Source organism: Pseudomonas sp. GW823-FHT02F05, from assembly GCF_058797315.1.
Map to the genome: position 1 here is coordinate 1 of NZ_JBXAJM010000021.1, position 22,622 is coordinate 22,622.

The 22,622-nt window shown below is 60.1% G+C and carries 22 protein-coding genes and 2 tRNA genes; 7 read left to right on the forward strand and 17 right to left on the reverse strand.

From position 1 onward, the window contains the following. Position 1: 1 nt before the first annotated feature. From AC1RAC_RS22520 to rluD, 5 genes are all read right to left on the reverse strand, one after another. Positions 2–75: transfer RNA gene (locus AC1RAC_RS22520), tRNA-Pro, on the reverse strand. 9 nt (positions 76–84) lie between these two features. Then, positions 85–160 (reverse strand) — tRNA-Asn (locus AC1RAC_RS22525). Between the two features lie 295 nt (positions 161–455). Next, positions 456–3,020: an ATP-dependent chaperone ClpB gene (gene clpB, locus AC1RAC_RS22530; RefSeq protein WP_003188426.1), complete on the reverse strand. Its 2,565-nt coding sequence runs from the start codon at positions 3,018–3,020 to the stop codon at positions 456–458. Positions 3,021–3,155: 135 nt separating this feature from the next. Next, on the reverse strand, positions 3,156–3,881 hold the full coding sequence (pgeF, locus tag AC1RAC_RS22535) for a peptidoglycan editing factor PgeF (RefSeq protein WP_034128049.1): 726 nt from the start codon (positions 3,879–3,881) through the stop codon (positions 3,156–3,158). After that, entirely contained in the window at positions 3,878–4,840 is a 963-nt protein-coding gene (gene rluD / locus AC1RAC_RS22540) for a 23S rRNA pseudouridine(1911/1915/1917) synthase RluD (protein ID WP_003188422.1), read from the reverse strand. Before rluD ends, pgeF begins: the two co-directional genes overlap by 4 nt. Before the next feature lie 149 nt (positions 4,841–4,989). On the opposite strand from rluD, the gene AC1RAC_RS22545 reads away from it, so the two are divergent. Both AC1RAC_RS22545 and AC1RAC_RS22550 read left to right on the forward strand, forming a co-directional pair. Then, complete coding sequence (locus tag AC1RAC_RS22545) at positions 4,990–6,015, forward strand: outer membrane protein assembly factor BamD (protein WP_034128050.1); 1,026 nt, start codon at positions 4,990–4,992, stop codon at positions 6,013–6,015. A 127-nt stretch (positions 6,016–6,142) separates the two neighbouring features. After that, positions 6,143–6,376: a PP0621 family protein gene (locus AC1RAC_RS22550; RefSeq protein ID WP_034128051.1), complete on the forward strand. Its 234-nt coding sequence runs from the start codon at positions 6,143–6,145 to the stop codon at positions 6,374–6,376. Here the strand turns inward: AC1RAC_RS22550 and thiO are convergent. The 5 genes from thiO to pilV are packed head-to-tail and all read right to left on the reverse strand — an operon-like array spanning position 6,363 to position 9,670. Further along, positions 6,363–7,472 (reverse strand): glycine oxidase ThiO, encoded by a 1,110-nt coding sequence (gene thiO / locus AC1RAC_RS22555; RefSeq protein ID WP_054896886.1) that lies wholly within the window; start codon positions 7,470–7,472, stop codon positions 6,363–6,365. The two genes, AC1RAC_RS22550 and thiO, sit on opposite strands and share 14 nt — an antisense overlap. 59 nt (positions 7,473–7,531) lie before the next feature. Beyond that, positions 7,532–7,936, reverse strand: coding sequence for a type IV pilin protein (locus AC1RAC_RS22560; RefSeq protein ID WP_034128053.1), 405 nt, complete (start codon positions 7,934–7,936; stop codon positions 7,532–7,534). 11 nt (positions 7,937–7,947) lie between these two features. Beyond that, positions 7,948–8,478, reverse strand: a complete 531-nt coding sequence (locus tag AC1RAC_RS22565) for a pilus assembly PilX family protein (protein WP_034128054.1) — start codon at positions 8,476–8,478, stop codon at positions 7,948–7,950. Positions 8,479–8,483: 5 nt separating this feature from the next. Then, positions 8,484–9,191, reverse strand: a complete 708-nt coding sequence (locus AC1RAC_RS22570) for a PilW family protein (protein WP_072447008.1) — start codon at positions 9,189–9,191, stop codon at positions 8,484–8,486. Further along, complete coding sequence (gene pilV / locus AC1RAC_RS22575) at positions 9,188–9,670, reverse strand: type IV pilus modification protein PilV (RefSeq protein ID WP_034128056.1); 483 nt, start codon at positions 9,668–9,670, stop codon at positions 9,188–9,190. Before pilV ends, AC1RAC_RS22570 begins: the two co-directional genes overlap by 4 nt. 197 nt (positions 9,671–9,867) lie before the next feature. On the opposite strand from pilV, the gene AC1RAC_RS22580 reads away from it, so the two are divergent. Next, a complete protein-coding gene (locus AC1RAC_RS22580) occupies positions 9,868–10,449 on the forward strand; it encodes a GspH/FimT family pseudopilin (protein ID WP_054896883.1) in 582 nt (193 codons plus the stop codon). Here the strand turns inward: AC1RAC_RS22580 and ispH are convergent. From ispH to murJ, 6 genes are all read right to left on the reverse strand, one after another. After that, entirely contained in the window at positions 10,403–11,350 is a 948-nt protein-coding gene (gene ispH / locus AC1RAC_RS22585; protein WP_492617003.1) for a 4-hydroxy-3-methylbut-2-enyl diphosphate reductase, read from the reverse strand. The two genes, AC1RAC_RS22580 and ispH, sit on opposite strands and share 47 nt — an antisense overlap. A 181-nt stretch (positions 11,351–11,531) precedes the next feature. Further along, on the reverse strand, positions 11,532–11,969 hold the full coding sequence (locus AC1RAC_RS22590) for an FKBP-type peptidyl-prolyl cis-trans isomerase (protein WP_169918885.1): 438 nt from the start codon (positions 11,967–11,969) through the stop codon (positions 11,532–11,534). A 7-nt stretch (positions 11,970–11,976) separates the two neighbouring features. Beyond that, complete coding sequence (gene lspA / locus AC1RAC_RS22595; protein ID WP_003188406.1) at positions 11,977–12,489, reverse strand: signal peptidase II; 513 nt, start codon at positions 12,487–12,489, stop codon at positions 11,977–11,979. Beyond that, positions 12,482–15,313: an isoleucine--tRNA ligase gene (gene ileS, locus AC1RAC_RS22600; protein ID WP_034128059.1), complete on the reverse strand. Its 2,832-nt coding sequence runs from the start codon at positions 15,311–15,313 to the stop codon at positions 12,482–12,484. Before ileS ends, lspA begins: the two co-directional genes overlap by 8 nt. Before the next feature lie 14 nt (positions 15,314–15,327). Then, positions 15,328–16,266, reverse strand: coding sequence for a bifunctional riboflavin kinase/FAD synthetase (gene ribF, locus AC1RAC_RS22605; protein ID WP_003188404.1), 939 nt, complete (start codon positions 16,264–16,266; stop codon positions 15,328–15,330). A 119-nt stretch (positions 16,267–16,385) separates the two neighbouring features. Continuing rightward, positions 16,386–17,924, reverse strand: a complete 1,539-nt coding sequence (murJ, locus tag AC1RAC_RS22610) for a murein biosynthesis integral membrane protein MurJ (protein ID WP_054919406.1) — start codon at positions 17,922–17,924, stop codon at positions 16,386–16,388. 253 nt (positions 17,925–18,177) lie between these two features. Here murJ and rpsT point away from each other — a divergent pair, with 253 nt between their 5' ends. Further along, the gene (rpsT, locus tag AC1RAC_RS22615; protein ID WP_003188401.1) at positions 18,178–18,456 is read left to right on the forward strand and encodes a 30S ribosomal protein S20; all 279 of its coding nucleotides are present in this window, start codon (positions 18,178–18,180) and stop codon (positions 18,454–18,456) included. Positions 18,457–18,719: 263 nt separating this feature from the next. On the opposite strand, the gene AC1RAC_RS22620 is transcribed toward rpsT, so the two are convergent. Next, a complete protein-coding gene (locus AC1RAC_RS22620; protein WP_003188398.1) occupies positions 18,720–19,205 on the reverse strand; it encodes an FKBP-type peptidyl-prolyl cis-trans isomerase in 486 nt (161 codons plus the stop codon). Between AC1RAC_RS22620 and AC1RAC_RS22625 the strand changes: the two genes are divergently transcribed. The 3 genes from AC1RAC_RS22625 to yihG all read left to right on the forward strand — a co-directional run bounded on the left by AC1RAC_RS22625 (position 19,204) and on the right by yihG (position 22,570). Continuing rightward, entirely contained in the window at positions 19,204–19,491 is a 288-nt protein-coding gene (locus AC1RAC_RS22625; RefSeq protein ID WP_102666761.1) for a DUF3565 domain-containing protein, read from the forward strand. The two genes, AC1RAC_RS22620 and AC1RAC_RS22625, sit on opposite strands and share 2 nt — an antisense overlap. 79 nt (positions 19,492–19,570) lie before the next feature. After that, positions 19,571–21,670: a phosphate acetyltransferase gene (gene pta / locus AC1RAC_RS22630; RefSeq protein ID WP_003188396.1), complete on the forward strand. Its 2,100-nt coding sequence runs from the start codon at positions 19,571–19,573 to the stop codon at positions 21,668–21,670. Continuing rightward, positions 21,671–22,570 (forward strand): 1-acylglycerol-3-phosphate O-acyltransferase, YihG family, encoded by a 900-nt coding sequence (gene yihG, locus AC1RAC_RS22635; protein ID WP_492617004.1) that lies wholly within the window; start codon positions 21,671–21,673, stop codon positions 22,568–22,570. The last annotated feature ends 52 nt before the right edge of the window (positions 22,571–22,622 follow it).

The window sequence follows — 22,622 nt, forward strand, 5'->3', positions numbered from 1 at the left end:
GTCGGGGTAGGGGGATTCGAACTCCCGACATCCTGCTCCCAAAGCAGGCGCGCTACCGGACTGCGCTATACCCCGGTTTGAAATTGGCTCCGTGACCAGGACTCGAACCTGGGACCCAATGATTAACAGTCATTTGCTCTACCGACTGAGCTATCACGGAACTACATATTTCAAAGTTACTGCTGTGTTGCTTCCTCTTCGACCCTGTCCGTATCGCTACGTTAGCGTCTCTGAGGCGCGCTATTCTACAATCTTAAAAACCCCTGTCAACCCTTTAAATTGCTTTTAAGACAATGATTTGCGCTTCTTTCTGATTTCTTCTTGGGGAGAAGAAACCCGTGGGCTGACGTTGCTGCGGGGCGCACTTTACAAGCCTTTGCCTTACAGTTCAACGCCCTATCGAAAAAAAAGGCCCCGCAATGCGGGGCCTTCTATGGTTGCGCCAAGCGCAGGGCTTAATGGAAGACGATTTCGTCGTCTTTCACCGTCGCCGTGACGCGGGTGCCAGGCATAAAGCTGCCCGACAGAATCAGCTGCGCCAGTGGGTTCTCGATCCAGCGCTGGATCGCACGTTTGAGTGGCCGTGCGCCATACACCGGGTCGTAACCGACCGCGATCAGCTTGTCCAACGCTTCGCCGCTCAGCTCAAGGTCCAGCTCGCGCTCAGCCAGACGGCTACGCAGGCGGCCCAACTGGATCTCGGTGATGCCCGCGATCTGATCCCGCGCCAGAGGCTCGAAGATCACCACTTCATCGACCCGGTTGATGAATTCCGGACGGAAGTGCGTGGTCAACGCGTCCATCACCGCCGCACGCTGAGCTTCACGATCACCCACCAATTCCTGGATCTGTGCCGAGCCCAGGTTGGAAGTCATCACGATCACCGTATTGCGGAAGTCCACCGTACGCCCGTGGCTGTCCGTCAAGCGACCATCCTCCAGCACCTGCAGCAAGATGTTGAACACATCCGGGTGCGCCTTCTCGACCTCATCCAGCAGGATCACCGAGTAAGGCTTGCGCCGCACGGCTTCGGTCAGATAACCGCCCTCTTCATAGCCTACATAGCCTGGCGGTGCACCGATAAGGCGAGCCACCGAGTGTTTCTCCATGAATTCGGACATATCGATCCGCACCATGGCCTCTTCAGTATCAAAGAGGAACTCGGCCAGGGCCTTGCACAACTCGGTCTTACCCACACCGGTTGGGCCGAGGAACATGAACGAGCCGCTTGGACGGTTCGGGTCGGACAAACCTGCCCGGGAACGCCGTACCGCGTTGGACACCGCCACCACTGCCTCTTCCTGGCCGATGACGCGCTGATGCAACAGGCTTTCCATCTTCAGCAACTTGTCGCGCTCGCCTTCGAGCATCTTCGACACAGGAATACCGGTCCACTTGGAGACCACTTCGGCAATTTCTTCCTCGGTCACCTTGCTGCGCAGCAACTGGTTCTCAGGCTTGCCGTGCTGATCGACCATCTGCAGGCTGCGCTCCAGGTCCGGGATCACCCCGTACTGCAACTCGGCCATGCGGTTCAGGTCGCCTTTACGGCGCGCCGCTTCCAGTTCCTGACGGGACTGCTCGATCTTTTGCTGGATCTGCGCCGAACCCTGTACTTCGGCTTTTTCCGAGGTCCAGATTTCTTCGAGGTCCGAATACTCGCGTTCCAGGCGAACAATTTCTTCCTGGAGTTTTTCCAGACGCTTCTTGGCCGCTTCGTCTTCTTCTTTCTTCAACGCCTGGGATTCGACTTTCAGTTGAATCAGGCGCCGATCCAGGCGATCAAGCACTTCCGGCTTGGAATCGATCTCCATACGGATGCGGCTGGCCGCTTCGTCGATCAGGTCGATAGCCTTGTCCGGCAACTGACGATCAGTGATATAGCGATGGCTCAACTTGGCCGCCGCGATGATCGCGCCGTCGGTAATAGCCACCTTATGGTGGACCTCATAGCGCTCTTTCAGGCCACGCAGGATCGCGATGGTGTCTTCTTCGCTGGGTTCTTCCACCAGAACTTTCTGGAAGCGACGCTCAAGGGCTGCGTCCTTTTCGATGTACTGACGGTATTCGTTAAGCGTAGTTGCACCGACGCAGTGCAACTCACCCCGCGCCAAGGCAGGCTTGAGCATATTGCCGGCGTCCATGGAGCCTTCGCCCTTACCGGCACCGACCATGGTGTGCAATTCGTCGATAAACAGAATGATCTGCCCTTCCTGCTTCGACAATTCGTTAAGCAAGGATTTGAGGCGCTCTTCGAACTCACCCCGGAACTTGGCACCGGCAATCAGCGAGCCCATATCCAGAGACAGCAGGCGCTTGCCTTTGAGGCCGTCTGGCACTTCACCATTAATGATGCGCTGGGCCAGGCCCTCGGCAATCGCGGTTTTACCCACGCCAGGTTCACCGATCAACACCGGGTTGTTCTTGGTGCGACGTTGCAACACCTGGATGGTGCGACGAATCTCGTCGTCACGGCCGATCACCGGGTCCAGCTTGCCTTCTTCGGCACGCTTGGTCAGGTCTACGGTGTATTTGTCCAAGGCCTGGCGCGACTCCTCATGGTTAGGGTCGTTCACCGCCTCGCCGCCACGCAGGTTGTTGATGGCGTTTTCCAGGGCTTTCTTGCTCACGCCCTGGCCCAGCAACAATTTGCCGAGCTTGCTGTTGTCGTCCATGGCGGCGAGCAGCACCAGTTCGCTGGAGATGAACTGGTCACCTTTCTGCTGGGCCAGGCGGTCGGCCTGGTTGAGCAGGCGCGCCAGATCCTGGGACATATTCACGTCACCGGTGGGATTCTGGATTTTCGGCAGTTGGTCGAGCTCTTTGCTCAACTCCTTGCGCAGGCTGTTAACGTCAAAGCCCACCTGCATCAGCAAGGGTTTGATAGAACCACCCTGCTGTTCCAGGAGTGCCTGCATCAAGTGCGCAGGTTCAATGGCCGGGTGGTCGAGGCCCACCGCCAAGGATTGAGAGTCGGACAAGGCCAACTGTAATTTGCTGGTTAAACGATCAATACGCATTAGTCACCTTCCTTTTGAGCAGGCCGGAGCTATGAACAAACACATCCTGAATGAAGAAACCTGCCAGATACCCTTATAGATGGGGTGGATTCTGGGCGTTTCAAGCGGCGGACGGTTGATACAGGTCAGGACAGTCTAGCGTTCAAGCCAGATAAGGGAGGCGAATCGGCCTGTACGCGGGCTGCGGCGATAAGAAAAGAAACGCGGGTCGGTCACAGTGCACAAACCGCCACCATACACAGCGGAAACACCGCGCACTCCCAGACGCAGACGCGCCAGCTGGTAGATGTCGGCCATGAACTTGCCAGCGTTGTGGCTGGGAACAAAGGCTTCAGCGGTGGCCGGCAGTTGCTGCATGAACACTTCACGCACCTCCGGGCCAACTTCGAAGGCTTGCGGGCCAATGGCAGGGCCGAGCCAGACCAGAACGTCTGCGGGAGCGCTATCCAGGCTTTCGAACGCGGCCTCCAGCACCCCAGCGGCCAAGCCACGCCAACCGGCATGGGCTGCAGCAACGCGGGTGCCCGCTCGATTACAGAACAGCGCAGGCAGGCAATCGGCGGTCATGGATGTGCAGGCGATGCCAGCGGTGCTGGTCCAACTGCCGTCTGCCTCGACAGTACGGCCCGGATCGGCCTCAACCACCTGAGTGCCATGGACTTGACGCAACCAGGCAGGCTGGATATCGAAGGCGTCACTCAGGCGACGACGATTTTCAAGGACGGCCTCAAGGCTGTCCTCGACATGATCGCCCAGGTTGAGGCTGTCGAACGGCGCCAGGCTGACGCCGCCCGCACGGGTGGTGACGCAGGCTTTTACCCGAGCCGGCGCGGGCCAGTCAGGTATCAGCCAGTCATTCATCCGACAAACGCCTCGCGATCCTGCTTGAGCAGCGAAAGCAGCCAGACCAGATCGTCTGGAAGTGGCGATTCCCAGCTCATGCGCTTACCGCTCGTCGGATGATCCAGTTCCAGGAAGCGTGCATGCAGTGCCTGGCGCGGGAACGTCTTGAGCGACTCAACCATGGTCTGGCTGGCCGCCGGCGGAATACGGAAGCGGCCACCGTAGGCTGGGTCGCCGACCAACGGAAAGTTGATGTGCGCCATGTGCACGCGAATCTGGTGGGTACGCCCGGTTTCCAGCTTGACCCGCACATGGGTGTGGGAGCGGAAACGCTCCAGCACACGGTAGTGGCTGACGGCCTGCTTGCCGCCCTCCATCACCGCCATACGCTGGCGCTGCTGGCCGTGACGACCAATGGGCGCGTTGATTTTGCCACCGGCCACAACGACGCCGATCACAATGCACTCATAGATGCGGCTGACGCTACGGCTCTGCAATTGCGTAACCAGTTGCGTCTGCGCCTGAATGGTCTTGGCTACCACCATAAGGCCGGTGGTGTCCTTGTCCAGACGGTGCACGATGCCGCAGCGCGGCACATTGATGATGTCCGGCACGTGGTGCAACAGGGCATTGAGCAAGGTGCCATCAGCGTGCCCGGCGGCCGGGTGAACCACCAGGCCCGCGGGTTTGTTGATGACCAGGATGTCGTCGTCTTCATAGACGATATCCAGCTCGATGTCCTGGGCAACCCATTCTCCCTGGGCTTCCTGCTCGGCAGTCAGCTCAAGAATCGCACCGCCATGGACTATGTCTCGCGGGCGGATAACCGCTCCATCCACAGTCAGGCGGCCGTCTTTGATCCAGGCGGAAAGGCGCGAGCGCGAGTGCTCAGCGAATAATTGTGCGGCGACTTGATCGAGGCGTTGGCCGCCCAATTCGGACGGCACCTCTGCGCGAAGTTCAATTTTATCGGACATGCTCAGACTAGGCGTGGCGTAGCCTTTGGTTTCGGCTGCGCGCTTGTGGTTAAATACGGCGTCTTTTGCCCCGAGGCTTCCAACGGGGCGCTCATCATAACAGGACGGCCCCGCCCAAGACAGCGGCCGTCATAGGGACGCAAGCCGCCATGCAAGTGAAACACCTGCTGCTGATCGCCATCCTCGCCATGACTGCTGCTTGCTCGTCAACAAAGGACGTCGTCGACGAAAACCTGAGCGAAGTCGAGCTGTACCAGCAAGCTCAGACAGACTTGGACAATAATAGCTTCACCAGCGCCACAGCGAAGCTGAAGGCATTGGAGTCGCGTTACCCGTTCGGCCGCTATGCCGACCAGGCCCAGCTTGAGCTGATCTACGCCAACTACAAGAACGCCGAGCCGGAAGCTGCCAAGTCCGCTGCCGAGCGTTTCATCCGCCTGCACCCGCAGCACCCGAACGTGGACTACGCCTACTACATGAAGGGCCTGACCTCGTTCGACCAGGATGTTGGCCTGCTGGCGCGCTTCCTGCCGCTGGACATGACCAAGCGCGACCCGGGTGCTGCCCGCGACTCCTATAACGAGTTCGCCCAGTTGACCAGCCGCTACCCCAACAGCCGCTATGCGCCGGACGCCAAGCAGCGCATGATCTACCTGCGCAACCTGCTGGCTTCGTACGAGATCCACGTGGCCCACTACTACCTGACCCGTCAGGCTTATGTGGCCGCAGCCAACCGTGGCCGCTACGTGGTGGAAAACTTCCAGGAAACCCCGTCCGTGGGTGACGGCCTGGCCGTGATGACCGAGGCTTACCAGCGTCTGCACCTGGACACCCTCGCGACTACCAGCCTGGAAACCCTGAAGCTCAACTACCCTGACCACCCTAGCCTGAAAGACGGCCAGTTCGTGCCTCAGGTTGACGAAGCGGACAACCGTTCGTGGCTGAGCAAGTACACCCTAGGCCTGATCGAGTCCCGTCCACCGCTGCCGCCGGGTGAAACCCGCGCCAACCAGGACGTGATCAAGCAGTACCAGGACGCCAAGGACGCCATTCCTTCGGAGCTCAAGCCGCACGACGAGAACGGCGATGTGATCGAAGAAGAAGAGCCGCAAGCCCTGGGCGACAACCAGGACCGTTCGTGGTTCAGCTACATGACCTTCGGTGTGTTCGACTGATTGTTCGACGCAACGCAAAAGGGAGCTCTGAAGGAGCTCCCTTTTTTATGAGCGAGTATTTATTGCCCTGTGCGCCCGTGACCACCTTGGCTAAACTGGCGCATTCCTTGTCGAGAAACTGCCCATCATGCTTCGTCTACTGTTCTGGATTGCCGTCATTGCTGCCGCGGTATGGTTCTGGCGCAAATTCAAAAACCCTGCCTCCCGTCAGCAACGGCCTGCCGAGCCGGATGCAGCCCTGATGGTGCGTTGCGCTCACTGTGGCGTGCACCTGCCGCAGGACCGCGCACTGAGCTCACGTCAGGAATGGTACTGCACCCAGGCGCACCTGGAACAAGGGCCAAAGTCTATCCAGCGTTGAGGCGACCTGCGGGGGCGTAAGGCGCTGGATCGATGATCGGAGCCCGCGCCAGCAGCAAATCGGTGAACAACTGGCAAGATGCCGGTGCGAGTACCAGACCATTGCGGTAATGCCCACAATTGAGCCACAGCCCCCTGAAGCCAGGGACCTCACCGATAAACGGTATACCTTCGGGTGAGCCAGGCCGCAAACCGGCCCAATGCCCGACCACTTCGGCGTCCGTCAAGGCGGGAATCAGTTCCTGCGCAGATGCCTTGAGGCTTTCAAGCGCGGTGTCGGTCGGCGTCTTGTCGAATCCCTCATACTCCAACGTGCTGCCGATCAGGATGTGCCCATCCCGCCGCGGGATCGCATAACGCCCCTTGGCCAGGACCATGCTGGATAAAAAATCGGACGCGCATTTGTACAGGATCATCTGGCCTTTAACCGGCTCCACGGGTAGCCCCAAGCCCAGCGTATCCAGCAGTTGCCCGCTCCAGGCGCCGGCCGCGAGCACCACGTGATCCCCCAAAACGTGGCCCGTAGCGGTATTCACACCCACCACCCTGCCGCCGCCGAGTACAAAGCCCGACACATCGCATTGCTCGCGAATCGTCACGTTCGGCAACGCCAGCAGCGCCGCCTTCAATGATTTGACCAGGCGCGGGTTGCGAATATTGGCCACGTTGGCCATGTAGATCGCCTGGGAGTAGCCACCCCCCAGCACCGGCACCGCGTCATGGGCCGCCGATACATCCACCTTGCTCAACGGTCGCCCTTCACGGGCAGCCCAGGCCAGTGCTTGCGCTTCGTCATCCAGGTCGAGCCAATACAAACCCGTGGTATGTACCTCCGGATCGACGCCGGTAGCAGCAAATAGCCGTTGCGCCAGTTGAGGGTAAAAATCCTGGGACCAATGGGCCAAGGCAGTGACCGCCTGGCTATAGCGCCACGGGTACAACGGCGAGACAATCCCACCGCCCGCCCAGGAAGCCTCTTGCCCAAGCCCACCGCGCTCCAGCAGCGTGACCGCCTGGCCCTCACTGGCGAGGTTGTACGCCGTCAACAGACCGATTACTCCGCCGCCGACAATCACTACTTGCTGTTGCTTAGCCATCATTTGATCCAGCCGATAAACAGGGAAAGGCGCGCCCGGCGCCCACGCTTCAAGTACGCTCATCCTTGCCCCCAGCAGACCTTGGGCGACATTTCAGGCCCTGCTCCCGGGTTGCCGCGCATACCGGTGCTGGTCAAGCTGAATGCTGCGCACTCGTCGTTCGCCATGACCGAGTCCGCAGCGGGTGTGGCGAGCAGGTCAAAATCCTGAGGGTTGAGGACGGCACTGATTCTATAATGATCATTGCCCGCGCTGACGTCGCCTGCATCAATAAAAGTGCCATTCCTCGTATAAGAACGCTCCAGTTGCTGGGCCTGTTCGCTCAACAACGCGACGATCTGCGCCCGATACGCCTTCTTCACCTGGCTGAGGTACCCGGGATACGCAATCCCGGCCAGCAACGCGATGATCGCCACGACGATCAGTAACTCAATCAGGGTAAAACCCTGGCTCTCCTTGCCCATCCGATTGCTCCTTATTGAAGTTGCCGCCATAAGACCCGTCGAAACCTGACGCGGCCGCCCTCCTCTACACGGGCATAGACCGTCTCCAGCACCGTGCGCGATTGCCCCGCGAGACCGACCGAAGTGACTCGAAAAAGCGTGGCCAGGGAATGGGACGGCAAATGAGCCAGCCCTTCACCCTCGCCGAGGGATTGAATGCCATAAAACCCATTCTTCAAGGCAAGCCAGGTGATCGCCGAGACAGGGTTCGTCCCGGCCGCCGTCAAGGAAAACGCTTCAGCAGGCGGCGCACAACGGGTGATCGAGTGGCAGACAGGCATCGCCTGGCCAACCTTTTGCACGGCCGATTCCCCCAACCTCAGGCCGCTTTCGGCAGATTGAAACGATTGATTGCGATGCCAGAGGCTGCTCGCGACTTTTTGCTGGGAGACCGCAGCCTGTATCGAGGACAGCCCCACCTGCGACAGCACCAACAGGAACACCAGACTGATCAGCAGCACCGTCCCGGCCTGCCGCATTTGGATACCGCCCTGCATGGTCATTGCCCCTACCCCAGCCGATTTCGCAGTGCCGCCACGACACTGTAGGTCTGGTCCTTCACCCGCCCAGAGGGATCTTGAAGGGTCATGAGAATGCGCACGCTGCGTATCAGCGACTCATCGGCCGGATGGCTGTCATAGCGCACCACAACTGTCGATACCGAGGTGGCCGCCATGCCGAAGCTGACGTCGAATGCCCGCACGTTATCCATCAATACTGCCTTGGCCGGTGCTGCCGGGGTACTGATCTTCAACTGACCCGATTCGTAGGTGTAGGTAAGTTGGCGTATGCCAAAGCGAAGTTGGCCGGGTTCGGCTCCGGGTGGTGTGCCTGCATAAGCCCTGGCCGCCTCCTTGCAGTCGGACAACACTGTCCAGTCAGTCTTGCCGACGCCATCGCCGACATTCGCGGTCACCAGCGTCAGTGACTTCGCACTCCCCGCAGCTTCCCAGCTTATCGGCCGATCAAAGGCAGCCGGAGCATTGTCGATAGCGGCCACGGCCAAACACCCCAGCATGCCTGCCTGGCGAATATCCTGGGTGATCTTGCTCAGCACAAACCGCGCATCATCCTGCAGCAGCATGGCGGCCTGCTGGCTGGCATGGGTCAACCGCGAACTGATCAGTATCTGGCTCGCCCCCAGTATCAAGATCAACCCGATGGCAAGCGCCAGCAACACTTCCACCAGACTGAAACCTCGCCCAAGACGCTTCATTGCGACACTCCCTGTTCATTACTGATTCGACTGGTCAGGGTGAAGGTTTCCCGCGCCCCTGGGCGGTTTGCTGCTCGGGCATCCGCCCAACTGATGCTGATGGTGACCTCTTGCCCGTTCACCACCACTGAACCTTTGGCATCCTCGCCGGCAAAACCCGTGATATTGGCCTCGAAATCGTGCAGGTCGAGGTCACGCACGCTGGCGGTGGCAGTGTTGGGCGGCGCCAGCTCCGCCCTGCCCCATGTGTAATCGGCGCCAGCATTGGTGCGAATGCGGTCGAGCATGTCATAGGCAATAAAACTGGCTTGGCTGGTCATCCTGGCGCTGTTGGTGTACTTGAGCGCGTTGAGTTGCAGCACCGCAGCGCCCATCAGGCCGATCGCCAAAATCAACAGCGCTACCAGCACCTCGACCAGCGTCATGCCGGATTGGCGCGAGTGCGCAACGCGCAGGAATCGGTTCTGGCAGGCTGGCATTTCCGTCGTCATCCATGTCGAAGGCCGGTGAAAAAAAGCAGGCAAGACCTGCTGTGCGACCCAAGACTAGCGTCGGTTTTCGAGCGGCGCTGCTCCCGGAACAAAGGGAAATACTTTGGACATAAAGGCCATCATCCAGCGCCAACGACCAAGCGCTATACCTAGAAAACCTACTCGTGCCCAAGGAGGGAACGCACATGAAACAACAAGGTTTCACCCTGATTGAGATGTTGCTGGGGCTGATCGTCACCAGTTTTCTCGCGCAACTGGCCGTACCCGGTTTCAAGGGTTTGCTTGAATCGCAGCAACGACAAAGCGCGGCCCAAGCACTTGCCTCCGGGCTGCGCTACGCACGCACCGAGGCCATCGCGCGTAACCGGGCGGTGGTCATTCATGCAAAGGACGAGGACTGGAGCCTGGGATGGCGCGTGATACTGGATGTGAGTGGGCGCGGCCACCTGGATGACGACAATCCGGTATTGCTGGAGCGCGAGAGCAATGGGCGCGTGCCGGTCGCCGGTAATGGCCCGGTTACGAGCCAGGTGCGCTTCAGCGGCCTGGGGGAGCCAGTGTTCGCCGGCGGGGGATTTCGTGCCGGCACCGTGCATGTGTGTGGCAAGGACCAGGCACAAAGCCTGTATCAGATCGTGCTGGCCCCCAGCGGGCGCGTCAGCCTGCGCAATGACAAGACCGAACAGGCATTATGCCGAGGCTATTCCAGCACCCTGGCCGTCAGAGCAACGAGCGGACCCGCAGTTCCTTGGGCATCGAGAACGTGATGTTTTCTTCACGACCCGCCAGCTCATCGGCGCCGGTAGCACCCCAGGCTTGCAACTGTTGGATCACACCGCGCACCAGCACTTCCGGAGCGGAGGCACCCGCCGTGATGCCGATACGCTCAACGCCATCGAACCAGTTGCGCTGCATGTCTTCGGCACCGTCGATCAAGTACGCCGGCGTGGCCATGCGTTCGGCCAGCTCACGCAAGCGGTTGGAGTTGGAACTGTTAGGGCTGCCGACCACCAGCACAACATCACACTCATTCGCCAGTTGCTTGACCGCATCCTGACGGTTTTGCGTGGCGTAGCAGATGTCATCCTTGCGTGGGCCGCCAATGGCCGGGAAACGCGTGCGCAGGGCATCGATGACGCGGCTGGTATCGTCCATGGACAAGGTGGTCTGGGTAACGAAAGCCAGGCGGTCGGGATTGTGCACCTGCAAGTTGGCGACGTCTTTTTCGTCTTCAACCAGGTAGATGGCGCCGCCGTTGCTGGCGTCGTACTGGCCCATGGTGCCTTCGACTTCCGGGTGACCGGCATGGCCGATCAGGATGCATTCGCGACCGTCGCGGCTATAACGCGCCACTTCGATGTGCACCTTGGTTACCAGCGGGCAAGTGGCATCGAACACTTTTAGGCCACGGCCGGCCGCTTCGGTACGTACGGCCTGGGACACGCCATGGGCACTGAAGATGACGATAACGTCGTCGGGTACCTGGTCGAGTTCTTCGACAAAGATCGCACCGCGTGCGCGCAGGTCTTCGACCACGAACTTGTTATGCACGACTTCGTGGCGCACATAAATCGGCGGCCCGAAGACTTCCAAGGCGCGGTTGACGATTTCGATCGCCCGGTCCACGCCAGCGCAGAAGCCACGGGGGTTGGCGAGTTTGATTTGCATGCTGTGCCTCGTGCCTTGCAGGCCAAGAAATTGGATCAACTCAGCTCTATAGAATAAGCGTCTGTGTGAGCGGGCTTGCCCGCGATGCAAACGTCTCGATGTATCAGGTACACCGAGGTGATGCTATCGCAGGCAAGCCAGCTCCCACACAAGCCAGCCCCACAGGAACCGGTTTCGTCAGTTAGAGCGCTTTAACGTCGATGATTTCAACATCAAACGTCAAGGTTTTACCGGCCAACGGATGGTTGAAGTCGATGGTCACTTGCGTGTCATCGAAAGCTTTTACCACGCCGGGCAGTTCAGTATTCGCCGCATCATTGAAGATCACCAGCAAACCTTCCGACAGGTCCATACCCTCGAACTGCGAACGCGGGATGATCTGCACGTTTTGCGGGTTGGGTTGGCCGAAGGCGTTTTCCGGCAGGATCTGCAGGTTGCGCTTGTCGCCCGCCTTGAACCCGAACAATGCCGCTTCAAAACCAGGCAGCAGGTTACCGTCACCAACCTTGAAGGTCGCCGGGGCTTTGTCGAAGGTGCTGTCTACCGTGTCGCCATTCTCCAGGCGCAATGCGAAATGCAAAGTGACTTCCGTGTTCTGGCCGATGCGTTGCTCAGCCAATACCTGATCAGTCATTGACGGTTTCTCCGGTTTTCTTGCTCTTGAACATATCCAGCGCCAGCATGATTGCACCAACGGTGATGGCGCTGTCGGCAAAGTTGAACGCCGGGAAGTAGTGGCGGTTCTGCCAGTGCACCAGGATGAAGTCGATCACATGGCCCAGGGCGATGCGGTCATACAGGTTACCCAGCGCGCCGCCCAACACCAGGGCCAGCGCGATAGCCAGCCAGGTGTCGTCGCGACCCAGGCGCTTTAGCCACACCACCAGCACGGCACTGACCACCACGGCGATCACCGCGAACAGCCAGCGCTGCCAGCCGCCGCCGTCAGCGAGGAAGCTGAAGGCGGCGCCAGTGTTGTAGGCCAGGGTCCAGCTGAAGTAATCCGGAATCACCACGATTTGCTGGAACATTTCCAGGGAGCCCTCGAAGTGAGCCTTGCTGACCTGGTCAATAACCAGCACCAGCAGGCTCAGTACGAGCCAGCCCAGACGTCCGAAACGACTGGCTGCATTAGGCATAGTGGCGAACCTCGCCTTCACCGCTGATGTTATCGACACAACGACCGCAGATTTCCGGGTGCTCAGGGTTCACACCGACATCTTCACGGCAGTGCCAGCAACGGGCGCATTTAGGGAAGGCCGATTTCACCACCTTGAGCTTCAGGCCCGGTACCTCGGTGACCACGGCATCTGCCGGGGCCTGGGCGAAAGGTGCCAGGCTCGCGGTGGAGGTGATCAGTACGAAGCGCAGTTCGTTGCTCAGCTTGGCCAGGTCAGCAGTCAGGCCATCCTCGGCAAACAGGGTGACTTCGGCTTGCAGGTTGCCACCCACGGCCTTGGCCGCACGCTGGACTTCCAGTTCCTTGTTCACCGCAACCTTGACGGCCATGACGCCCGCCCAGTACTCGCGGCCCAGTTCGAAGTCGGCCGGCAGTTCGGTCAAGCCTTCGTACCAGGTGTTGAGCATGACGGACTCGTTACGCTCGCCCGGCAGGTATTCCCACAGTTCGTCGGCGGTGAACGCCAGGATCGGTGCGATCCAGCGCACCAGCGCTTCGCTGATGTGGTACAGCGCGGTCTGCGCCGAACGGCGAGCTTTGCTGTTGGCGCCGGTGGTGTACTGGCGGTCCTTGATGATGTCGAGGTAGAAACCGCCCAGCTCCTGCACGCAGAAGTTGTGGATCTTGGAGTAGACATTCCAGAAGCGGTATTCGCCGTAGTGCTCTTGCAACTCACGCTGCAGCAACAGGGTACGGTCCACGGCCCAACGGTCCAGCGCGAGCATGTCTTCGGCCGGCAGCAGGTCGGTGGCCGGGTTGAAACCGGTCAGGTTCGACAGCATGAAGCGCGCGGTATTGCGGATACGACGATAGGCGTCGGCGCTGCGTTGCAGGATCTGCTCCGAAACAGCCATCTCACCCGAATAGTCAGTCGAGGCCACCCACAGACGCATGATGTCGGCGCCCAGGGTGTCATTGACCTTTTGCGGCGCAATCACGTTGCCCAGGGATTTGGACATCTTGCGGCCGTTCTCGTCGACGGTGAAACCGTGGGTCAGCAGTTCGCGGTACGGTGCGTGGTCGTCGATGGCGCAACCGGTCAGCAGCGACGAGTGGAACCAGCCACGGTGTTGGTCCGAACCTTCCAGGTACAGGTCGGCGCGCGGGCCGGCCTCGTGACCCATCGGATGCGAGCCACGCAGCACGTGCCAGTGAGTGGTGCCCGAATCGAACCACACGTCGAGGGTGTCGCTGATCTTGTCGTACAGCGGCGCTTCATCGCCCAACAGCTCGGCGGCGTCCAGCTTGAACCAGGCTTCGATACCTTCCTGCTCAACGCGCTGGGCCACAAGCTCCATCAGTTCGACGGTGCGAGGATGCAGCTCGCCGCTTTCCTTGTTCAGGAAAAACGGAATCGGCACGCCCCAGTTACGTTGGCGGGAGATGCACCAGTCCGGACGATTGGCGATCATCGAATGCAGGCGCGCCTGGCCCCAGGCCGGAACGAACGTGGTGTCTTCGATGGCCTTGATCGCGCGGTTACGCAGGGTATCGCCGCTGGTCGGCTCTTTGTCCATACCGATAAACCACTGCGCAGTGGCGCGGTAGATCAGCGGGGTCTTGTGGCGCCAGCAGTGCATGTAGCTGTGCTTGATGGTTTCGGTGTGCAACAGCGCGCCGACTTCCGAGAGCTTGTCGATGATCGGCTGGTTGGCCTTGAAGATGAACTGGCCGCCGAAGAACTCCAGGGACGGCGCGTACACGCCATTGCTTTGCACTGGATTCAGAATGTCGTCGTTGACCATGCCATAGGCTTTGCAGGTCACGAAGTCGTCTACGCCATAGGCGGGCGCAGAGTGAACGATGCCAGTGCCGGCGCCCAGCTCCACGTAGTCCGCCAGGTACACCGGCGACAGACGGTCATAGAACGGGTGACGGAAGTTGATCAGCTCCAGCGCGGAACCCGTGGTGGTAGCGATCACCGAACCTTGCAGCTCGTAACGCGCCAGGCACGACTCGACCATTTCCTCGGCCAGCACCAGCAGGCGATCACCAACGTCCACCAGGGCGTAGGTGAATTCCGGGTGCACGTTCAGCGCCTGGTTGGCCGGGATGGTCCATGGGGTGGTGGTCCAGATCACGATGGCCGCTGGCTTGCTCAGGCTTGCCAGGCCAAAGGCCTCGGCCAGCTTGGCGTCGTCGGCGATCGGGAAGGCCACGTCGATGGTCGAGGACTTCTTGTCTTCGTACTCCACTTCCGCTTCGGCCAGGGCCGAACCGCAGTCGAAGCACCAGTTCACGGGCTTGAGGCCCTTGAACACGAAACCGCCTTTGACGATTTCGGCCAAGGCGCGGATTTCACCGGCCTCGTTCTTGAAGTTCATGGTCTTGTAGGGGTTGTCCCACTCGCCGAGCACACCCAGGCGGATGAATTCAGACTTCTGCCCTTCGATCTGCTCGGCGGCGTAGGCACGGCACAGTTCGCGGGTCTTGTCCGCGCCCAGGTTCTTGCCGTAAGTCACTTCGACTTTGTGCTCGATCGGGAGGCCGTGGCAGTCCCAACCCGGGACATACGGCGCGTCGAAGCCCGACAGGGTCTTGGAGCGCAGGATCATGTCCTTGAGAATCTTGTTCAGCGCGTGACCGATGTGAATCGTGCCGTTGGCATAAGGAGGGCCGTCGTGCAGGACGAACTTCGGACGATCCTTGCCAATTTCGCGCAACTTTCCGTACAGGCCAATACTGTCCCAGCGCTGCAGGATCTGCGGTTCGCGCTGTGGCAGGCCGGCCTTCATTGGGAAGGCGGTGTCCGGAAGGTTTAGCGTGGCTTTATAGTCGGTCATTTAAGGCTCTTCGGTTAGCGATGGGCGCTAGGTGCGGCTAGTGCACGGGCGGCGGCGACATCCGCATTGATCGCCGTTTTCAACGCCTCCAGGGAGGCGAAACGCTGCTCTTCACGCAGCTTCTGGTGGAAAACCACCGTCAAACGCCGGTCGTATAAATCACCGGCAAAATCCAAAAGGTGAACTTCCAGGTGGGCCTTGCCATCACCTGCAACCGTGGGTCTGACGCCTATATTGGCGACTCCCGGCCACGATTGGCCATCGATGTCGACGCTTACCAGGTAAACCCCGGTCAGCGGCACACGACGGCGCTTGAGTTGCACGTTGGCGGTTGGCGTGCCCAATTGGCGCGCCAGCTTCTGGCCGTGCAATACCCGTCCGGCAATGCGGAACGGGCGGCCGAGCAAACGCTCGGCCAGGTCGAAGTCGGCGGCGGCCAGGGCGTTACGCACCTGGGTGCTGCTCACGCGCAGGCCGTCCAGTTCGACGGTTTGCGCGGCCTCGACAGTGAAACCCTGATTCACACCGGCATGTTGCAGGAAATCGAAATCCCCGACCCGGTCACAACCGAAATGGAAGTCGTCGCCGACCTCCAGGTGCTGCACACCCAAGCCGTCCACCAGGATGCGGTCGACGAACTCGGCGGCGCTGAGGCTGCGCAAACGCTGGTTGAATGCCAGGCAGAGGACACGGTCCACGCCCTCCTCCGCCAACAGCTGCAACTTGTCCCGCAAGCGCGCCAAGCGTGCCGGCGCCGTTTCCGGGGTAAAGAACTCCCGCGGTTGTGGCTCAAAAATCACCACGCAGCTGGGCACGCCCAACTCGACCGCACGCTCGCGCAGCCGAGCCAGGATAGCCTGGTGGCCACGGTGAACACCGTCAAAGTTGCCAATAGTGGCGACGCAGCCCCGATGCTCGGGGCGCAGGTTGTGGAGACCTCGAACCAGCTGCATAACGCGCTTCTTGCTCATAAAGTGGTCGATTATAACCACACCCAGCCCCGGACGACAGGCAACAGCGCAGGCCAAATGGATCGAATCGATAAAACAACCGTTTTATCGCGGCAAACTCTCTATCCCAACGACTTGCGATTGAAATCACGCAGGCGGAAACCCTGCAACAGCAACATCCCGAAGTACACCACCACGCCCGCCACTACCAATGCGCCCAGGCGCATGAAGCGCTCCAGCATATTGCCTTGGCCCCAGGCCGGCATGATGTGCATCAGGCCAAACAGCACAACCGACATCGCTGCTACCGCCACCAGCAACTTGAGCGCAAACACCCCCCAGCCTGGCTGCGGCTGGTACATCTGTTTTTTGCGCAATTGGTAAAACAGCAGACCTGCGTTTATGCATGCCCCCGCGCTGATCGCCAAGGCCAGGCCGGCGTGGGCCAACGGGCCGATAAACACCAGGTTGAGCAGTTGCGTGACAACCAGGGTAAAAATCGCGATTTTCACCGGCGTGCGGATGTTTTGCTGGGCATAGAAGCCGGGCGCCAGCACCTTGATCACGATAATGCCGAGCAGGCCGACAGAGTAGGCGACCAACGCATGCTGGGTCATCAAGGCGTCATGGGCGTCGAACTGCCCGTATTGAAACAGCGAGACCGTCAGCGGCTCGGCGAGGATGCCCAGGGCCAGGGCGCACGGCAACACCAGCAGAAAGCACAGGCGCAGGCCCCAATCGAGTATGCGTGAGTATTCCTGGCGATCCTTGCTGGCGTATGTACGCGCCAGGGTCGGCAGCAGGATCGTGCCCAACGCCACGCCCAGCACACCGGATGGCAATTCCATCAGGCGGTCGGCGTAGTACATCCACGACACCGAGCCGGACACCAGCAACGAGGCGAACGCGGTGTTGATGATCAGGGAAATCTGACTGACCGACACCCCGAGGATCGCCGGCAGCATGTTGCGCATCACGCGCCAGACGCCGGAATCCTTGAGGTTCAAGCGCGGCAGTACAAGCATGCCGATTTTCTTCAGGTGTGGCAGTTGGTACAGCAACTGTGCCAGCCCGCCGGCCAGCACCGCCCATCCCAGGGCCATGACGGGTGGATCGAAATACGGGGTAAGGAACAGCGCAAAAATAATCATGCTGACGTTCAGCAAGGTCGGCACAAAGGCCGGTACCGAGAAACGATTCCAGGTATTGAGGATCGCCCCGGCGAGCGAAGACAGGGAAATCAGCAATATATAAGGAAAGGTCACCCGCAGCAGATCAGTGGTCAGCGCGAACTTTTCCGGCGTGTTGGCAAAACCGGGCGCCGTGGCCCAGATCACCCAGGGCGCGGCGAGCATCCCGACGATGGTTACCAGCATCAGCACCAGCGTCAGCAAACCCGAGACGTAGGCGATGAACGTACGAGTCGCCTCCTCGCCATGCTGGGTCTTGTATTCGGCCAGAATCGGCACGAACGCCTGGGAAAACGCGCCTTCGGCAAAGATCCGCCGCAACAGGTTGGGCAGTTTAAAGGCAATAAAGAAGGCATCGGTGGCCATGCTGGCGCCAAAGATGCGGGCCAGCAGGGTGTCGCGCACGAACCCCAATACCCGGGAAATCATCGTGATAGAGCTGACCGCAGCCAACGATTTGAGCAGATTCATTGAAAGAGTTTGCGCCTATAGATAAAGAGCAGGCGAACTACGCGCCCACTTATGCGATACTGCGCGCCTGCAACAGCACAGAGCCAAAGCTCGCGAGTTTACAGGTCAAGCGCCGGAAATAAATCACCCGCCTCTTCAGATCGACCACTCAGCAGTTCGCATCAGCCGCCCTTGACAACCCGTCAAGTCATCGGCATGATTCGCGGCCTATTTTGTTTGCTATTTCCTAAAAAGTCTTTCGAGGAGCTCGACGGTGGCCAACACACCTTCCGCCAAAAAACGTGCAAAACAGGCTGAGAAGCGTCGCAGCCACAACGCCAGCCTGCGTTCCATGGTTCGCACCTACATCAAGAATGTAGTCAAAGCCATCGACACCAAAGACGCTGAAAAAGCTCAAGCAGCTTACGTTCTGGCTGTGCCTGTTATCGACCGTATGGCCGATAAAGGCATCATCCACAAGAACAAGGCCGCTCGCCATAAGAGCCGCCTGAATGGCCACATCAAGGCTCTGAGCGTTCCTGCTGCAGCCTAAGTGGTAACAACTGCAACGCAGCCCAGGCTGTGTAACAGTTAAGAAATGCCCCGTACCGAAAGGTCCGGGGCATTTTTGTTTGCCCCTGAAAACTGTAGGAGCGAGCTTGCTCGCGAAGATCGTTAACGATGACGCGGGAAGCCTGGCGTCCAGCGGGGCTCTCAGGTTTTTCGCGAGCAAGCTCGCTCCTACAATGGGCTCAGGCAAAAAAAAACGCCCCGAACCAGTCGGGGCGTTTTTGCTACCGATTGATCAAACCACAATCAATGGTGGTGACCGCCTTCACCGTGGACGTGGCCGTGAGCCACTTCTTCCTGGGAAGCGTCGCGGATGGCCACGATCTTCACTTGGAAGTTCAGGCGCTGGCCAGCCAGAGGGTGGTTGCCGTCAACGGTAACGTCGTCGCCGTCCAGGTCGCGGATGGTGACGATCTGCATTTGGCCGTCCGGCGCGGAAGCGTGGAACTGCATGCCCACTTCCAGCTCGTCAACGCCTTCGAACATGCTGCGGCTCAAGGTGCTGACCAGTTCGGCGGAGTATTCGCCGTAGGCATCTTCAGGTTCTACGGCGACAGTCAGTTCGTCACCGACGTTCTTGCCTTCCAGAGCCTTTTCCAGGCCCGGGATGATGTTGCCTGCGCCTTGCAGGTAAACCAGCGGCGCGCCGCCGGCGGAGCTGTCGATGACCTCACCAGCGTCGTTGGTCAGGGTATAGTCGATGGAGACAGCCTTGTTAGCGGCGATCGTCATGGGGCGAGACCTTTTGCATAAGAATGAAGAACGGACAAGTCTAAACAAGGATTTGCCCGAAAGCGAACGGAACCCGGACGGACGGGGCCGATCAACGGTCACGATCACAGGTTTTCATCAGGACGACGATGGGCACTGGGTGGCCGAGCTGTCTTGCGGCCACACCCAGCACCTGCGCCACCAGCCGCCCTGGCAGTCACGCGCCTGGGTGCTCGACCCCGCGCAACGCCTTGAAAAAATAGGCCAGGCCTTTGCGTGCGGCTGGTGTGCGCAAGGGCACGAATAACGATAACCTTGGCGCCTGATTCGCGGTAGGCACTCACCCATAGAGCGCCACCCAAGCCATGCACCTCCAGAGAATTCGCATGCAGACTTTTTTTATCGCGCCCACCGATTTTGGTGTGGGTCTGACCTCCATCAGCCTTGGGCTGGTGCGCACACTGGAACGGGCCGGCCTGAAAGTCGGCTTTTTCAAACCCATTGCCCAGCCACACCCTGGCGATACCGGGCCGGAACGCTCTACCGAGCTGGTGGCGCGCACCCACGGCCTGAAACCGCCGCAGCCCCTGGGCCTGGCTCACGTAGAGCGCATGCTCGGCGACGGCCAGCTCGATGAGTTGCTCGAAGAGATCATCACCCTTTACCAACAGGCAGCCGTAGGCAAAGACGTGCTGATCGTCGAAGGGATGGTGCCGACCCGCAGCGCCAGCTACGCGGCACGGGTCAACCTGCACCTGGCCAAGAGCCTGGACGCGGAAGTGATCCTGGTCTCGGCGCCGGAAAATGAAGTGCTCACCGAGCTTTCCGGCCGTGTGGAATTGCAGGCCCAACTGTTTGGCGGCCCCAAAGACCCGAAAGTGCTGGGCGTAATTCTCAACAAGGTACGCACCGACGAAAGCATGGAAGCCTTCTCGGCGCGCCTCAAAGAGCATTCGCCGCTGTTGCGCAGCGGTGATTTCCGGCTGCTCGGCTGCATCCCCTACCAACCCGAGCTGAATGCCCCGCGCACCCGCGACGTGGCCGACCTGATGGGCGCGCAGATCCTCAACGCCGGCGACTACGAAAGCCGGCGCATGACCAAGATCATCATTTGCGCGCGCACCATGCGTAACACTGTCGAGCTGCTCAAACCCGGTGTGTTGGTGGTAACCCCGGGAGATCGCGATGACATCATCCTCGCCGTCAGCCTGGCCGCCATCAATGGCGTGCCGCTGGCCGGGCTGCTGCTGACCAGCGACACCCTGCCCGACCCACGCATCATGGATCTGTGCCGAGGCGCCTTCCAGGCCGGGTTGCCGGTGTTGTCGGTGAGCACCGGCTCCTATGACACCGCCAACCAGCTCAATAGCCTCAACAAGGAAATCCCTATCGATGACCGCGAGCGTGCGGAAATCATCACCGACTTCGTCGCCAGCCACCTCGATGCGCGCTGGCTGCACCAGCGCTGCGGCACGCCAAGGGAGATGCGCCTGTCGCCGGCAGTGTTCCGTTACCAGTTGATCCAACGCGCCCAGGCCGCCAACAAACGCATCGTGTTGCCCGAAGGTAGCGAGCCGCTGACCGTACAGGCCGCCGCGATCTGCCAGGCCCGCGGCATTGCCCGTTGCGTGCTGTTGGCCAAGCCTGCGGATGTGGAGGCAGTCGCCCGCGCCCAGGGTATCGACCTGCCCGAAGGCCTGGAGATTCTCGACCCCGACCTGATTCGCCAACGCTACGTGGAGCCAATGGTCGCCTTGCGCAAGAGCAAAAGCCTCAACGCGCCCATGGCCGAGCAGCAACTGGAAGACACCGTGGTGATCGCCACCATGATGCTCGCCCTCGACGAAGTGGATGGCCTGGTCTCCGGCGTGATTCACTCCACCGCCAACACCATTCGCCCGGCGCTGCAGCTGATCAAGACCGCGCCGGGCTGCACCCTCGTGTCGTCGGTGTTCTTCATGCTGTTCCCCGAGCAGGTGCTGGTGTACGGCGACTGCGTGATGAACCCGCACCCAAGCGCTGCGGAACTGGCGGAAATCGCCCTGCAAAGCGCCGACTCGGCGGCGGCGTTCGGCATCACGCCACGGGTGGCGATGATCAGCTACTCCAGCGGTGACTCGGCCAGCGGCGAGGAGGTGGAAAAAGTCCGCGAAGCCACCCTGCTCGCCCACGAACAACAAAGTTCGTTGCTGATCGACGGCCCGTTGCAATACGACGCCGCCGCCAACGAAAACGTCGCCCGACAACTGGCGCCCAACAGCCAGGTGGCGGGCAAGGCCACCGTCTTTGTATTCCCGGACCTGAACACCGGCAACACCACCCACAAAGCCGTACAACGCAGCGCCGATTGCGTGAGCCTGGGGCCGATGCTTCAGGGCCTGCGCAAACCGGTCAATGACCTGCCACGTGGCGCCCAGGTGGACGACATCGTGTACACCATCGCCCTGACGGCGATCCAAGCCGCCAACCGACCCATGGATATCTAAATGCTGGATTTTCTACCTGCCGCCGTGCGCGGGGTGATCGCTTCGCTGTTGCTGGCGCTGAACACGATCCTGCTGTGTTCGTTCCTGTTTATCGTGGCGCTGTTCAAGGCGCTGCCGTTCGCCAAGCGCCTGAGCGAATGGCTGATGAACCACACCCACGAAGCCTGGGTTACCAACAACAAGGGCTGGATGAACCTGGTGCGCCGTACGCGCTGGCACCTGACTGGCCTTGAGGGCCTGGACTACCAACACTCGTACCTGGTGACCAGCAACCATCAGAGCTGGGTCGACATCATGGTGTTGCAGTACGTGCTCAATCGGCGCATTCGCCCCCTGAAGTTCTTCCTCAAGCAAGAGCTGATCTGGGTCCCGGTGATTGGCCTGGCGTGGTGGGCACTGGGCTTTCCCTTCATGAAGCGCTACAGCAAGGCATATTTGGAGAAGCACCCGGAGAAGAAAGGCAAAGACCTGGAAACCACGCGCAAGACCTGTGCGAAGTTTCGCGACAACCCCGTGGGGATTTTCAACTTTGCTGAAGGCACACGCTTTACGCCGAGCAAGCATGCGCAGCAGCAGTCACCGTTTCGCTACCTGCTTAAACCCAAGGCGGGCGGCATTGCGTTTGTGCTGGATGCCATGGGCGAGCAGCTCAAGTCACTGATCAATGTGACCATCCACTACCCCGCCGGGCGCCCAGGTTATTGGGATTTGCTGTGCGGTAACGTGAAGGACGTGGTGGTGCACTTTGAAGAGGTGCAGATACCGGCCGAATTCATCGGCAAGAATTATGAGCAGGATGGGGAATATCGACTGGCGTTCCAGGGCTGGATCAACCAGTTGTGGCAAGACAAGGATGCATTGTTGGAACAGCTGCACAAAGACTTTCCGGCCAGCCGCTGATCAACATGTGGATGCAATTTAATGTGGGGGCTGGCTTGCCTGCGATAGCGGT